This window comes from Alistipes sp. An66 (assembly GCF_002161445.1).
Classification (GTDB): Bacteria; Bacteroidota; Bacteroidia; order Bacteroidales; family Rikenellaceae; genus Alistipes; species Alistipes cottocaccae.
Window position 1 is genome coordinate 1 of the sequence record NZ_NFHT01000011.1, and the last position, 13,560, is coordinate 13,560.

General features: G+C 58.4%; 8 protein-coding genes, 1 tRNA gene, 1 rRNA gene and 1 riboswitch. Of the genes, 3 read left to right on the forward strand and 7 right to left on the reverse strand.

Going from position 1 to position 13,560, the window contains the following annotated elements:
* Nucleotides 1–115: ribosomal RNA gene (locus B5G16_RS08375) — 16S ribosomal RNA — on the reverse strand; the annotation flags it as partial.
* Nucleotides 116–618: 503 nt separating this feature from the next.
* Nucleotides 619–2,640 carry a S8 family serine peptidase gene (locus B5G16_RS08380; protein WP_087263216.1) on the reverse strand — a complete coding sequence of 674 codons (2,022 nt, stop codon included), beginning with the start codon at nt 2,638–2,640 and terminating at the stop codon, nt 619–621.
* 138 nt (nt 2,641–2,778) lie between these two features.
* Between B5G16_RS08380 and B5G16_RS08385 the strand changes: the two genes are divergently transcribed.
* Both B5G16_RS08385 and B5G16_RS08390 read left to right on the forward strand, forming a co-directional pair.
* Nucleotides 2,779–3,393: a signal peptidase II gene (locus tag B5G16_RS08385; protein WP_087263328.1), complete on the forward strand. Its 615-nt coding sequence runs from the start codon at nt 2,779–2,781 to the stop codon at nt 3,391–3,393.
* An 81-nt stretch (nt 3,394–3,474) separates the two neighbouring features.
* A tRNA-Leu gene (locus B5G16_RS08390) sits at nt 3,475–3,556 on the forward strand.
* 208 nt (nt 3,557–3,764) lie between these two features.
* Here B5G16_RS08390 and B5G16_RS08395 read toward each other — a convergent pair.
* The 5 genes from B5G16_RS08395 to B5G16_RS08415 all read right to left on the reverse strand — a co-directional run bounded on the left by B5G16_RS08395 (nt 3,765) and on the right by B5G16_RS08415 (nt 11,921).
* Nucleotides 3,765–4,910 carry an ABC transporter substrate-binding protein gene (locus tag B5G16_RS08395; RefSeq protein ID WP_087263330.1) on the reverse strand — a complete coding sequence of 382 codons (1,146 nt, stop codon included), beginning with the start codon at nt 4,908–4,910 and terminating at the stop codon, nt 3,765–3,767.
* Nucleotides 4,911–4,976: 66 nt separating this feature from the next.
* Nucleotides 4,977–6,167 (reverse strand): YncE family protein, encoded by a 1,191-nt coding sequence (locus B5G16_RS08400; RefSeq protein WP_087263218.1) that lies wholly within the window; start codon nt 6,165–6,167, stop codon nt 4,977–4,979.
* Entirely contained in the window at nt 6,164–8,086 is a 1,923-nt protein-coding gene (locus B5G16_RS08405) for a TonB-dependent receptor (protein WP_087263332.1), read from the reverse strand. Before B5G16_RS08405 ends, B5G16_RS08400 begins: the two co-directional genes overlap by 4 nt.
* 131 nt (nt 8,087–8,217) lie before the next feature.
* The gene (locus B5G16_RS08410; RefSeq protein ID WP_239406040.1) at nt 8,218–9,942 is read right to left on the reverse strand and encodes a PKD-like domain-containing protein; all 1,725 of its coding nucleotides are present in this window, start codon (nt 9,940–9,942) and stop codon (nt 8,218–8,220) included.
* An 83-nt stretch (nt 9,943–10,025) separates the two neighbouring features.
* Nucleotides 10,026–11,921, reverse strand: a complete 1,896-nt coding sequence (locus tag B5G16_RS08415; protein WP_162612042.1) for a DUF5074 domain-containing protein — start codon at nt 11,919–11,921, stop codon at nt 10,026–10,028.
* Nucleotides 11,922–12,303: 382 nt separating this feature from the next.
* A riboswitch (cobalamin riboswitch) is annotated at nt 12,304–12,505 on the reverse strand.
* Nucleotides 12,506–12,744: 239 nt separating this feature from the next.
* On the opposite strand from B5G16_RS08415, the gene B5G16_RS08420 reads away from it, so the two are divergent.
* Nucleotides 12,745–13,554 carry a calycin-like domain-containing protein gene (locus tag B5G16_RS08420; RefSeq protein WP_162612043.1) on the forward strand — a complete coding sequence of 270 codons (810 nt, stop codon included), beginning with the start codon at nt 12,745–12,747 and terminating at the stop codon, nt 13,552–13,554.
* Nucleotides 13,555–13,560 lie beyond the last annotated feature (6 nt).

Below are 13,560 nucleotides of genomic sequence, written 5' to 3' on the forward strand. Positions count from 1 at the left end.
CCCGTGCGCCGGTCGCCGGCAGTTGAAGCAAGCTTCAACCCCGCTGCCCCTCGACTTGCATGTGTTAGGCCTGCCGCTAGCGTTCATCCTGAGCCAGGATCAAACTCTCCATTGTAAAAGAAAATAATGTTTCGTTAGAGTCCTGACTATTCGCTTTCCTTTAAAGGAAATTGACAGATAAATACTACAATTTTGCTCTCAAAATATAACCAGTAATTCAAAGAACCACTTTAAAAAAGCTTCGCATTTTGGCTGCGAAAGGGATTGCAAAGATAAGGCATCTTTTCGAATCCTGCAAATCTTTTTCAAGATTTTTTTTCGGACCGTTCCGAAGAACCGGAGCGAAAGGGATTGCAAAGATAGGTAATCTTTTTCAAACCTCCAAAAACTTTTTCAAGAACTTTGCATCTTATTGAAAACCAAGTCACAAAACCATCACGAGTCCCCTTATTGCAAACCCCCGACTTATTTGTAAGAACCGCTGTTTCTCAAATGCGGATGCAAAGGTAGCGACTTTTTCGGTATCTGCAAATTTTTGCCGATCTTTTTTTCAAAAAAATTAAATTCAGAGACCGTGCAGGACTTATACCATATATATAATAAGGAAGCAACCCGCACTCAAAGCCAGCCGCCGTTCCCGGCCAGACCCGTACGGGAGACAAGCGCAAACTCGCGTGTAATCTCCGTATCGCCCGCCACAGCGACAACGCGAAGGATCGAAACGCCCTGTTTGGGACATGTGAGCGTGATCCGGCTGCCGTCCAGCGACAGCGAAGAGGAGGTCAGACCGAGGTTGCCCGGCGAATCGAGCTCGGCCGACGTCAGGGTGATCGCGCTCTGCGAGCCGCCGAAGCTCCCGGCCAGATCCACCGTTGCGGACTCTCCGGTCGGGACAAGGAGGGCCGTCGTACCCCGCACGGCCAGCAGCATTTTGAGCGCATCGACACATCCGCCGCCCATCTTGCCCCGGTATTCCGAAAGATCCGGGACCGTGATGCCGACCTTCGTGCCGGTAAAATAGCGGTCGATCCCGTAGACCGACGACAAGAGCAGCGACTTGAACTCCCCGACCGTATATTGACGTCCCAACTGCGCCGCATAGGAGAGCCCCAGCGCCGCGACTCCCGAAACGTGCGGGCACGCCATCGAGGTCCCCTGCATGAACCCATAGCCGTAAAGCGAATTATACTTCCGGCCGTCTTTGTAATTGATGGCATCGTCACAGAGGATCGTGCTCAACACCTCCGCATAATTCCGGCCATTCTCCCCCGGGGCCGTATAGGCATCGCCGCCCGGAGCCGTGATGTCGACCCACGTGCCGTAGTCGGTATAATAGGCCGGGCGGAACGCCCAATCCATCGACCCCACGGCAATCACCGGAGAATAGGCTGCGGGATAGGTCGGGGCATCCCCGAAGGCATCCCCGTCGTTGCCCGCCGCGAAGATCACCAGCCCGCCTTTCAGCGGCGAGTTCGGGTTCTTCGAGCCGGCGCCCTCGATAAAGGTGTCGATCGCGTCGCGGATCACCTGGTATCCCCGGATCCACTCCTGTTCGAACTGCGACGGAGAGGTTCCCTCGAAATCATACCCCCAACTGTTCTGGGCGATGATCGCCCCGTTCTTCCAGGCATATTCGAAGGCTTTGACAATGGGGTTGCCCGAGTAGTTGCCGTCGCTGTACCCCATGATCTGGCACGACATGATCTTCACCCCCTTCCGGGTGCTGCGGCCGCCGGCAATGCCGCTGACACCGCGGCTGTTGTTGTTCACGGCGGCGATCACGCCGGCAACATGGGTCCCGTGGTCGGCATAGATCCATTCGCCATCCTCCTGGATGGCGGTCCGCCAGTCGAGTTCCGCCCGGTTGTCCCAGAAATTATAGCCGTGTTCCCCGGGGTTGGAGGGGTTCGACCAGATGTTGGCCTCCAAATCGGGATGCGTCGTCTGCACCGCCTCGTCGAGCACGGCCACGATGATCTCGTCGCTTCCCGTACAAAGCTGCCATGCGTCCAGCAGGTCGATATCCGCCCCGGCCTTCGGCGTGGAGAAGTCTTTGTTCGGGCCTTCGTTGTCGAAATGCCACTGGTAGGGCAGCAACGGGTCGTTCATGGAGACCGAGGCGCGGGTTTCGCCCCGTGCCGGGAGGTTTTCGGGTCGGGCCGGAACAACCCGTCCGACATGCTGCGGACGAATATGGCGCGGATGGATCTCGTACTCGACGACCGACACTCCCGGCAGAGCCGCAAAGCGGCTGCCGACAGCCGACAGATCGGCCTCCTCATCGAAGGCAATCCAATACCAGCGGTTCATTCCCGTACGGTCGTAGACCGACTCCCATTCGGGATCGTAGGCAACGATCCGCTCGAAGCATTCGGCGCCGATCTCGTCGAGCAGCGCATCGATCTCCGACACGCCCGAACGGGTGGCCGGAGCACCCGAACGGGTGGAGGCGGTCCGAGCCTGTGCAGCGGCCACGGTCTGTGCCATCTCCGGCGAAAATTGGACGGAAAGCGTTCCCTTCATGGCAAAATCCGAGGTCGGAACCCCAATCACACGGGCCTGTTCCGAGCCGGACTCCACCGACTCCTTCGTACACGCAACGGCTGCCAGCAGGCAGCACAAAAACAAAAACTTCTTCATAAGACACACAATCCATGCAAGGTTTCAAAGATAGGGGTTTCTCATAAAATACAAAATTACCATTCCAAAATTCCGCACAGGAGACCAGAAAAAGAGATTTTTTCACTATTTTTGCGCGTGATCAACACGCATGGATTCATGAATCTGAAAAAAATATCGCTGCTCATCGTCCTGCTGCTCGTTGCGGATCAGGCGCTCAAAATCTGGGTCAAGACCCACATGCACCTCGACGAGTCGATCACGGTCTGCTCCGACTGGTTCCAGCTGCGGTTCATCGAGAACAACGGAGCCGCATTCGGCATGCACATCTACACCGGCAGCGGCTTCGACTGGGGCAAACTGCTTCTGGGATTCTTCCGCATCGTGATGGTCGGATTCATCGGATGGCTGCTCCTGCACCTGCTCCGGAAACGCCCGGAAACGCCCAAAGGCGTGATCGTCGGGCTGGCGCTGATCTTCGCCGGAGCCATGGGCAACATCCTCGACAGCGCCTTCTACGGGCTGATTTTCTCCGAATCGACGCCCTACGCCGTCGCGGAGTTCGGAGGCCATTACGCCGGGTTCATGATGGGGAAGGTCGTCGACATGTTCTACTTCCCGCTGTTCCAATGGAACGGTGTGCCGCGGCTGCTGCGGTTTCTGGTCGACAGCAACAACTACTTCTTCGGAGCAATCTTCAATCTGGCGGATGCCTACATCTCGGTAGCCGTAGTCTATCTGCTTATTTTTCAATACAAGTTCTTCAACAAGTAGATTTTTTTCGGAAAAAGAGTTGCGGATTCGGAAAAAAGTGTTACCTTTGCACACCGCAATTCCGGAAAACACCGGTACAATGCCCAGGTGGCGGAATAGGTAGACGCGCACGTTTCAGGTGCGTGTGCCGCAAGGCGTGCAGGTTCGATTCCTGTCCTGGGCACTGAAAACCCCGTTGAACGAAAGTTCAGCGGGGTTTTGCTTTCCCGGAGCCGCCGGTGCCCCTCCTCACTCAATTTCCACATGCGCCCTGCGATGCTCCACGGTCCGGGACTTGGCAACGCCGCCCCGTTACCTTCGGGCGTCGGATCTGCGACACGAAGGAAAATACCGGTCCGGAGCCGGCCTGCGACAACGGCTGTGCCCGTCGATTATTCGAGACGCTGGTAGTAATACAATCCCCGATCGTTTTCGTCCAGCACCTCCGGGTGCATGATCGCAATCAGGTCGTGCAGCACGACATCGGGCCGGACGACACCCGACTCCCAGTAATCGTTGCCTCCGGCGGCATTCTGCCGTTTGTTGCAGTTGTAAACGGCACCGCTTCTTACGCATCGGGTGTCGGCGAATTTCGGGAACTGCGCTTTCAACTCCCCGAGCGATGCGGCGCTGCCCGCATTGAGCCACAGGTCGGCCTGCGCCGTGAGCACATATGCCTCTTCGAGGTCGATGGGAAGCGAGCGGTTCGAGGTGTTCTTCCCGTAAACATAATCCCCTCCGGCATCGGCGATCAGCCGGGCGACGTAGCTTTCGGTCGAGGCCATGAACCACGAACCGGCATACGGGGTGTTGATCATCACTTTCGGTTTCCCCGCAGCCGCCTTCGCGACTTTCTCTTTCAGCGCTCCGTATCTTTGGGGAATCGGGGCGAAAACCGATTCGCCCTTTTCGCGGCTGTCGGTAATCTCCGACACGGCGACCAGCCATTCGGCCTTGCCGAGCGGCGATTCTTCCAGATATTCGCCCACATAACAGAACGGAATCCCCATCTCCGACAGTTTGGGCTCCATGCTGCTGGCGCCGCCGATGCCGAACAGCAATACCAGATCGGGCTTCAAAGCCAGCAGCCGCTCACAATCGACATTCCCGTCGAATCCGACATCGGCCACCGCTTCGGGGCGGGTCGTTACATATTCGTTGGTAATATAATCCTTGCCCGAAACACCGACGATCCGGTCCGCTTGTCCCAGCACATCGAGCATCGCCACATAGGTCGAGGACATACAGACGATACGCCCCGCTCCGGCTTCCACGGTCTGTCCGGTGAAACCGGCCGGAGCCTTCTCTCCGTTGCGGGCGATGAAGAGCTGCGTCTCGGTGTCCTCGGCGCCCTGCCACGGATTGAAGACTTTCAGAAGCGTGCTCTGCCGCCCCTCGGCCCCGACGATCTCGAAGCCGGAAGCATAACGGGGACGATAGATCTCCTGATCGTAATCGTCCAATCCCGTTGCGCCCCGTTTACAAGCGACAGATGAAACAAGAATCGCCGACAACAGGAGGAAACATATTCTCTTCATGAAAACGGATTCCGAGACAAAAGGATTGCGGTACATGATTCTTTCTGTTCTTGATTTGACCATGAATTATCGGAGAGGTGCGAGTTCAGTGTATGTAAAGGCGATGTGGGCCGGGATGTCGCCGGTCTCGACCTCCCATTTTTTCGTGCCGTCGGGGTTGAAGCAGTAGAGTTTGCCGGGGGTAACATAGTTCCCGGCGTCGGTCACGAAGATCTCGCGCGTCGCAGGGTTCACCGCAATGCCGTACGGAATGGCGATCCGCCGGTCCGTGCCGTCGGTGATGAAATTCCGGGTCACGATCTTTTTCGTCCGCACGTTGACGATGGCATAGCTGACCGTGTTGCTCTGTGTGGGATAGCTCCACTCCGTGCTGTACACATAGAGCGAATCACCGCAGACGGTCATTTCGCTGTTGGGGAGCAGCTTGAACTCGTCGGTCACCTCGTCCGTGCGGCTGTCGATAACGTAGGTCCGCGACGGCGTGTCGTAGTAGTCGCCGCGCGAGGAGACCCAGATCTGTCCGTAGGCATCCAGCTCCATGCGGTGCAGGTTGATCGCCACGTCGATCTTCTTCACCTCCCCGAACGTGTCGAGGTCGATGACCGAGACCGTGCGGTCGTAGTCGGGCACGCGGTAGCCGCCCGAATTGGCGACATAGAGCTTCTTGCCGACGATCACCATCTCTTCGGGCTGGTAGCCGACCGTGCAGGTCCCGACGATCTGCATGGTGGCCGTGTCGATCTTCGCCACGTACCCCAGCCGCGCATTGGGGTCGATCTGAACCGGCCCGGCATACGAACTGACATAGGCATACCGTCCCTTGAAGACGATGTAGCGGCAGTTGGGAATGGAGATCTGCGTGATGTGGCGGGCGGTCCGGAGGTCCATCACCTCGACGAAGTGCGAGCAGTTGATCACGGCGTAGAGCTTCCCGCCGTAGACTTGCAGGTCGTTGCCCACGTCGCCCAACTCCTTCACCACGCCCGGATTGCGTTCGGCGTAGATGTTTTTCGTGTAGACGCCCGTGGCGTAGTCGAAGTAGTCGAGCGTCGCCTTGTTGCTGCCCATGTTGCCCTCGTTGAGCAGGAAAAAACCGCGGATCCTCTCTTCGCTGCCGTCCCCGCCGGAGGAATCGCCGGGAGGCGCAACGGGGGTCGAGGTCGAGGGAACGATCGGCTCCTCCTTGCGGCAGGCCGCCAGCAGCGATGCCGCCGCGAGCAGAAGAAGCACCTTGCGAAAGGTTTGTCTGGCTGTCATAATATCCAACTGATGATGAGTTTCACATTCGTGCCCGGCATCGGGTAGCATTGTACGACCTCGTACTGCTGGTTCAGGAGGTTGTTCACCTCGACGGAGGCCCGCAGTTGCGAGCGCCGCAGGTGAAAGCGCTTCGACAGCGACAGGTCGCTCGTGTACCAGGCCAGGGCGTGGTTCTCGGGAATGTTGGCCGAGGATTCGTAACGCTCGCCGGTGTAGATGAAGCTGTAATCGAGCATCCAGCCGCCGAAACTCAACCCCACGACGGCCGAGCCGCTGTGCCACGGGATGTAGGGGATCTGCCCGCCGTAGTAGGCGCTGGTGCGGTCGGTGAGGTCCCGGGCCCTTTGCCAGGTGTAGGTCGCACGGCAGTCGACGCCGAGTCGTCCGAAACGCATCGAGCCGCTCACGACGGCATCCGCACCGCGGATCCCGACATGCCCCAGATTGACCATCGTCCATTGGAACTGGTTCGACGTCGGCATGGCGATGATCTTGTCGTCGACCTCGTTGCAGTAGGCGTCGAGGCTGGCTTCGAACCTCCGGAAACGGGCCCCGGGCCACTCTTTCGTGTAGGCGGCCCCGAGGTTGTACTGGGTGGTGTATTCGGGTTTGAGGTACTTGTTGCCGATGAAGGTGTAGTAGAGGTCGTTGAGCGTCGGCATCCGGAAAATCCGCTTGCAGAAGGCCCGCAGGGCGAGGTCCACGCTGCGGAAAGGCCGGTACTGCACCACGAGGGTCGGCGTAAACACATTTTTGACTCCGGCTTCCGCGCCCCGCTCCCGGGCGAAATCCTCCACGAACGTATGGAGCAGACTCCCCTGGACGGTCACCCGGCCGAACCGGAAGGTGGTTGCCAGCGCCGTCAGCGAGGTGAGGCGCGACGGATAGACGAAATTTACCAGATCGGCATCGAGCGTATTGTATTGCAGATCGGTCGCCAGATTGACATCCCACCATTTGAACAGCGCGAATTCATGGGCCGCCGAGAGATAGGCCTCCTGTTGGAGGTAGTGGTTGTCGACGTACATCGTCGTCACGTCGAGCCGCGGGTCGGAGAGGTAGTGCAGGTAGTCGCAGGCATATTTGCCGTGGACAGACAGCCTGTAACGATCTCCGAAGGCCTTGAAGAACGACCCTTGCAGGAAAAAGTTCGAATCCCATTGGCGGTCTTCGTGGCGGAACCTGCCGGGCTCCTCGCGGACGAAGGCGCCCGGATAGCCGCGCTCGGAGTTGTAGAAGTAGGCCTTGACGCGCCAGTTGCCGTCGGGGATCCGGCCGAAAAGCCCCTCCTCGATGCGCAGCGCCCGCACGTCGCCGTTCTGCCGCACGGCCGTCGTGTCGTATCCGTCGGCCTTGACGTAGGAGAACCTGTATCGGCCCGTCGTATAGAGGAATTCCGCGTTCAGGGAGTTGGAGATCCGCTCACCGAGCCGCTGCTCGTAGAGTACGGAGGGATTCACCGTGCCGAAGGAGCCGCCTTTGAGCGTCAGTTTGAGGTTGCAGCGCCGACCCTCCCGGAATTCGGGAATCCGCGTCCGCAGGTAGACCGCGCTGGCCGAGGCGTAATCCCTGGCCGACTGCACGCCGGAACTCTTCTGGCCGTTGTAGAGCGTTACGGCAGCCATGTTGTCGAGCGAGTATTTCCCCAGGTCGATCTGTCCGTTCTGGGCGTTGCCCAGCTGGATGCCGTCGTAGAAGACCCCGACGTGCTGCGTGCCCATGCCGCGGACGTTGATGGTCTTCAACCCGCCGATCCCCCCGTAGTCCTTGATCTGGACCCCGGAGAAGTAGCGGATGGCATCCGCCACGGAGTGCGCATTGAGCCGTTGCAGCCGCTCTCCGCTCAACACCTGGGCCGGGATGACCTTCTCGGGACGGAACGTACCGACGACAACCACCGAGTCGATGTGCTGCATCCGGTCGAGCCGCGCGGAATCCGGAACCCGGGCAAAAGCGGCGGCCGTACCCGGCCCCAGGCAGGGGGCCAGGCACGACACAAAGGCAAATACTAATCTCCGAATCGCTCCTTTGCCCGCTTTCACCGCCATTATTTGGTCATGTTGAAGTCCTTGACGCCGAAGACCTCGGTCGAAACCTCGCCGAGCCAGCCGCACTGCTGGTTGACGGCAACCTGAATCTTCACGAAGTCGATGTATTTCAGGTCGGCCGCCCGCCCGTCAAAGGTGACGGCATTCGAAATCTTGAAGTGGTTGTCGGCCGGCGCCGCATTGTAGTTGCCGTCATCGGTCAGGCGGTCGACCGGGCTGAAATTGTCGGCATAACCCCAGTCGAAGGCCGGATTGACCCAGTAGGTTCCGTTCCCGGACTGATCGTAGCTGCGCGATTTGAGACACGGGCCCCGCAGCGTGTAGCTGTCCGCGGCAACCCACGCCGGATAGTAGTAATCCTGCTGGTGGAACGCGCCGAGATATTCGATAGTGCCGCTTTGTCCCCGGTTGTCGCTCCACGCAACGTTCATCTTCGGGGCCGAAGGGCGGTAATAGGTGACGGCATAGTCCCGGAGGGTCTCCTCCTTGCCGTACTCCGATCCGCGGAGCTCGTACCAGGTGTCGTTGGGAAGGCCGTCGCCATTCTCGTCCTGCATGACCCAGACGATGCCCGGTTCGGACGAACCGTCGAAGGCGTTGCCCGTGATGGAGATGTTGTAGTCGCCGTCGTTGTCGATGCTGTGGTCGAACCCGACGACGAGGCAGCCCCCGAACCCGCCCAGCGAAACGTAGGACTTTTGGGCCAGACAGCTCTCGGCATAGGCGCAGGCCTCCTCCATGGTCGTTGCCGTGCAGCGTTCGTTGACGAACTGCCCGGGAGCCGGCAGGAACTCGTACACCTTGTTGCAGAACACCTGACTGCTGCCCGAACGGGGCCGATAGTAGGTCCCTTCGGCCGGACAGACGTTGACCGTGAAGAGCTGCGAGGCGGTGAGGAATCCGTTTTTCATTTCGAGTTTGACGGCATGCGTCCCTTCGCGTTCGGCCGCATAGGCGTATTCGGGGCTGTCGCTCTCCTGTACGGCCTTGCCGTCGACGCTCCACGTATAGACGGCGTCGAATGCGTTTTCGACATCCAGGACCCGTATGCGGATCGTGCGGCCCACGGATACGTTGTAGGAGCTCTGCTCGAAGGTCCAGGCGAAGCCGATCTCCGCGGCACTCCGCACGTGGACCGGGAATTCGATGGAATCCGACCCGTCCTCGTTGCGCGTATCCAGACGCAGCACATAGTCGCCCCGCTCCGTCGCGGAGAAAACATAATTCCGTTCGTCGCCGACCGGCTTCCCGTCGAGTGTCCAGCGGAATGCGGTTTCGAGCGCCGAGGCCACCTGCGGATTGAGCGACAGCTCCGAGCCGAGCAGCACGGTGAACCCTTTGTCGGAGCCGGGCAGCGAGATGGTCGGCGGGGTCAGGTCGAGCACGTCGATGCGCAGCTCCTCTTCGTCCGTACCGCCGCGATTGGTCACCGTAAGGGTAATGTAGTAACGTCCGCTCCGCTCCGAAGCGAACTTCAAGGTCGGCCCGGTTCCGAGCACTTCGTTGTCGAGCCGCCAGGTGAAGGTCGCCTCCCCGGCGTTCTCGTATCGCGGGCAAATCTCGATCTCGCGCCCGGCCTTGACCGTGTAGACCGATGTCGGGCTGTCGAGCGTGATCACCGGAGGCTCGGGAAGCGGCTCCTCGGGGCCACACTCGGTGCAACCGGCGAGCAACAGGAAGGCAAGGGTTGCGAGGATGCGCGACAGGTATTGTCTCATATTCATTTTCAGTTGGTTTGTCCGCCCCGGAACGGATATACCGCAACGGGGCGGCACATCCGTTCCGGATGGACAGGAGCGCATTCGGGTCAGAACGATGCCGTGAAGAAGAATCCCGCCGGGAAGTGGGTGTAGTTCCGGTAGTCGGCAACCATGGACGGGGTTCCCGCACCCAGATCGTACACCGAAATATCATTGGTGAGGAAACTCAAACCGTAGCCCAGAATCGTGTTGAAATAGTACTGCCCCGTTACGGGATGTACGGCCGGCATGTTGTAGATGATCCCCCAGTTCGCAATATTCGACTTCACGTCGCCCAGCGCCTCCGTGGTGTTCGACGTGAAATTGTGGCGGTAGATCGTCGAGGTGTTGTTGCTGAAATAAATCTCGTCGCCCTTGGCCGAGATACCCGGCGTGGAGCTCCACCCCAGAGAAACGCCCCCGTCGGTCAGCGTGTGCTTGTCCATCGTGTAGTCCGCGGCCGAGAGCTTGACGATCTGGGCCGGACTGGTCGAGCACGAAACCCACAGGTAGCCCTCCTCGTCGGATTTGATCACGCCGGTTACGGTGCCATCCATCTCGATCTTCTTCACGAGCACACCGTTTTCCAGCACGAGGATCGCCCTGTTGCCCGGAACGAAGACCTTGCCGCTGACCACGGCCATGCGGTTTTTCAGCGTGCCTTTCGCGTTGGCAACAGACGTGAATTTCCGCGTATCAAGGTCCAGCGTCCAAACGCCGGCATTGTCCCGGATGTAGACCGTGTTCCCGACAACAGCGATATGAGAGGGCCAGAACAGCCGCGACAACTCCTCCTTGCCGAACTTTTTCGTATTTTTGAGCGTTCGGGCCTCCGCCTCGACCAGGAGGCCGTCATTGCCGCCGTTCTGCGAAATGATATACATCTTGCCTCCCGAAATGAAGAGGTCCTGCGCCACGTTGCCCAGCTCCGAACCGTTCATCCGCCAATAGGCATAATCGATCACGCGACCGTCGGCCGTGATGTAGATAATCGAACCGTTTTCGGACGTCATGTTCCCCTCGTTGAGCACGAACGTCGCCTTGGGGTCGGAGAAATCCACGGCACAGATGCGGGCCGAAGCCAAGACCGTCCGCCCTTCGCCGTCGACGGCGACAAGCGAAAGAACCCCCTCCGTGTAGTACGTTCCGGAGAACGAGGGAGCCGTCACCTTGACACTCCTGGTTTTCGAGTCGATCTCGGCCGACCATCCCTGCGGTACGTTCATCAGATCGGCAGCCTTTACCGCGCCCGTAAACGAGAGGGTTTTCTCTTCGCCGAAGGCGAACAGGAAGTAATTGTCCACGTCGGTCGCACCCAGCGGCAACTCTTCGGGATAGATGAACGCGAATCCTGTCGCCGAGGTTTTCGGGATGATGATGGTCGTCTTGCCGTCGGCCAGCGTGAAGATCACTTCGGCATCGCCGTCCTGCACGTCGGAGAAGATCGAATCGCCGCCCGAACCTTCGGCCTTGACGCCCATCGAGGTCCACTTCTGTCCGCCGTCGGTCGACATCTCCCACTCTTTCGTATCGGGATTGATGCGCAGCTGCGGAGTGATGCCGTCCGCACCTTCGGCCTTGACCTTATGGCCGTCGACCTCGACGATCTCACCGTCGAGCGCCCAATAGTAGAGCCCCTCCTCGCCTTTTACGACGGAAAGTGCCGGGACATTGGTCCCGCTTGCGCCGTTGGTAATCGTCACCTTCGTATCGTCCGAAAAATGGATGGTATAGCCGTCGGCTGTCTCGACGACGGAAGTTATCGTCACATTCTGTTGCAGGGCCTTCACCAGTTTTTGAACCGCCTCGATGTCCGTGTTGGCATTTCTTACAGCTTGTTCCAGGACCTTCATCCGCCCGTCCAGATCATTTACCGCACTCCACAAATCCTTGTCGTCATACGAACAACTCCATGTTACAAGGTCCAGCAGGGCGATCGCAAAAAAGGCAAATAGTTTTTTCATCTCTGTTATTTTTAATTGGGTAATGTCCAGAACAAAACAGAAAATGCCCGCCGAAGGTTCCATACCCCCGACAGGCAGACGTGAAGACAAAGAGACATGCAGAGTCGGCGCAAGGTGGCTTCTCCTCACGCCGCGAAGTGGTCCATTATGTCGTATCCCTGTCATCATCCGAATCACGAGCGGTGATTGCACGACGGGAAACGCAGAAAAATAAGGGAAGGGACGTTCCGACGAACGGCGACCGGACCCTTTGATTCCGACCCGAAACCCGCGGGTGCAAATCAGTGGTGACTGCACAACGGGGGATACGGACAAATCAAATCAGGGAGAAGCGTCGCGACAACGACGACCCGGCATTTGATTCCAACCCGAAACCCGCGGGTGCAAATCATTCGTTAAGGCAGGTCTTCTGACTCGTCCCGTTTATCACGCCTTCCCGGTATGACCCAGTGGCAAAGATTTGGATAAACAACTTCTCCCGAAGGAGGGGACTTACAGCAGCGAGTACTGTTCCGGATTCTCACCGGATTCCCTTTTCATCCTGTCCGGACTGCCGGACAAGAACCTTGACGGGGGCAAAGGTAATTATTTTTTTCAATGTTGTTATCCGCATAACAAAAAAATCCGGCGGGGCAAAAATCGGATGCCGGAAGGGGCGGACAATGTGAGAACGGAGAAACACCCTGTAAATGTAGATACCCGCGGAGTACTCCGGAAGAGTCGGAAAATACTGAAAACTGGGTATTGCCCGACCTCGGATCTTCGGGTAATTTTGCAGTCGAAAACAAAAAATACAAACGATATGAAAATCAAATCTATTTTTATGATGTTATCCGTTGCAGCCTTGATGATGGGATGCGACAAAGATGAAAACGGTTCGAAAACGGTCGACTTTGCAGGCAGTTACAACGGCTATACGCTGGCCAGCTGCGACTATTTCCAAAACAGGATCTCACCGGACGAAACCGTCGTCATCACGAAAAATACGGACGGCTCCGCCTCCGTATCGTTCACCTCCGCCATGTGGGGTACATTCACCATCACCGATGCACAGGCGAGTATAAGCGGAAACGTCTGCTCCCTTTCGGGCAGCGGGCAGACGCAGATGGGCATGGGTGGAAGCACCTCGACCTACAAGTGCACCTTCACGGCCGAGATCAAGTCACAGACCGATGCCCGGATGGAGTTCAAGATTCCGGCGGTCATGGGCGGCATGACCCTTACGTTCCAGACGGGCGACGCCCCGGCCGACCTGCTGCTGGCCGGAACCTACGAAGGATATACGGATGCCGACTGTGCGATGTTCCATGATCGTTATACCGATGGCGAAAGCGTAAAACTGACGGCCAACGGCGACGGCAGCGTGAAGGTTGTCTTCGAGTCCGACTTGTGGGGAACCTTTACTGTTGAGTCGGCCACTGCGACCAAAGAGGGCGAAGAGTACGTCTTTACGGGCAGCGGCAGCGTAGCCATGGGAATGGGTGGCGGTCCGGCAACGGACTATGACTTTACGGTGAGCGGCTCGACCAATGCGGCGAAGGACGACTACTCCATCGTGTTCAAGGTGCCGGCCGTCATGGGAGGGCTGACCATCACGCTGCTGCCGGGAACGGCTCCCGCCACGGAAGAGTAACTCTAC

Coding starts and splice junctions, on each gene's coding strand:
- B5G16_RS08415 (WP_162612042.1), bottom strand. CDS start 11,921: ATGAAAAAACTATTTGCCTTTTTTGCGATCGCCCTGCTGGACCTTGTA.
- B5G16_RS08420 (WP_162612043.1), top strand. CDS start 12,745: ATGATGTTATCCGTTGCAGCCTTGATGATGGGATGCGACAAAGATGAA.
- B5G16_RS08395 (WP_087263330.1), bottom strand. CDS start 4,910: ATGAAGAGAATATGTTTCCTCCTGTTGTCGGCGATTCTTGTTTCATCT.
- B5G16_RS08380 (WP_087263216.1), bottom strand. CDS start 2,640: ATGAAGAAGTTTTTGTTTTTGTGCTGCCTGCTGGCAGCCGTTGCGTGT.
- B5G16_RS08400 (WP_087263218.1), bottom strand. CDS start 6,167: ATGACAGCCAGACAAACCTTTCGCAAGGTGCTTCTTCTGCTCGCGGCG.
- B5G16_RS08385 (WP_087263328.1), top strand. CDS start 2,779: ATGAATCTGAAAAAAATATCGCTGCTCATCGTCCTGCTGCTCGTTGCG.
- B5G16_RS08410 (WP_239406040.1), bottom strand. CDS start 9,942: ATGAATATGAGACAATACCTGTCGCGCATCCTCGCAACCCTTGCCTTC.
- B5G16_RS08405 (WP_087263332.1), bottom strand. CDS start 8,086: ATGCAGCACATCGACTCGGTGGTTGTCGTCGGTACGTTCCGTCCCGAG.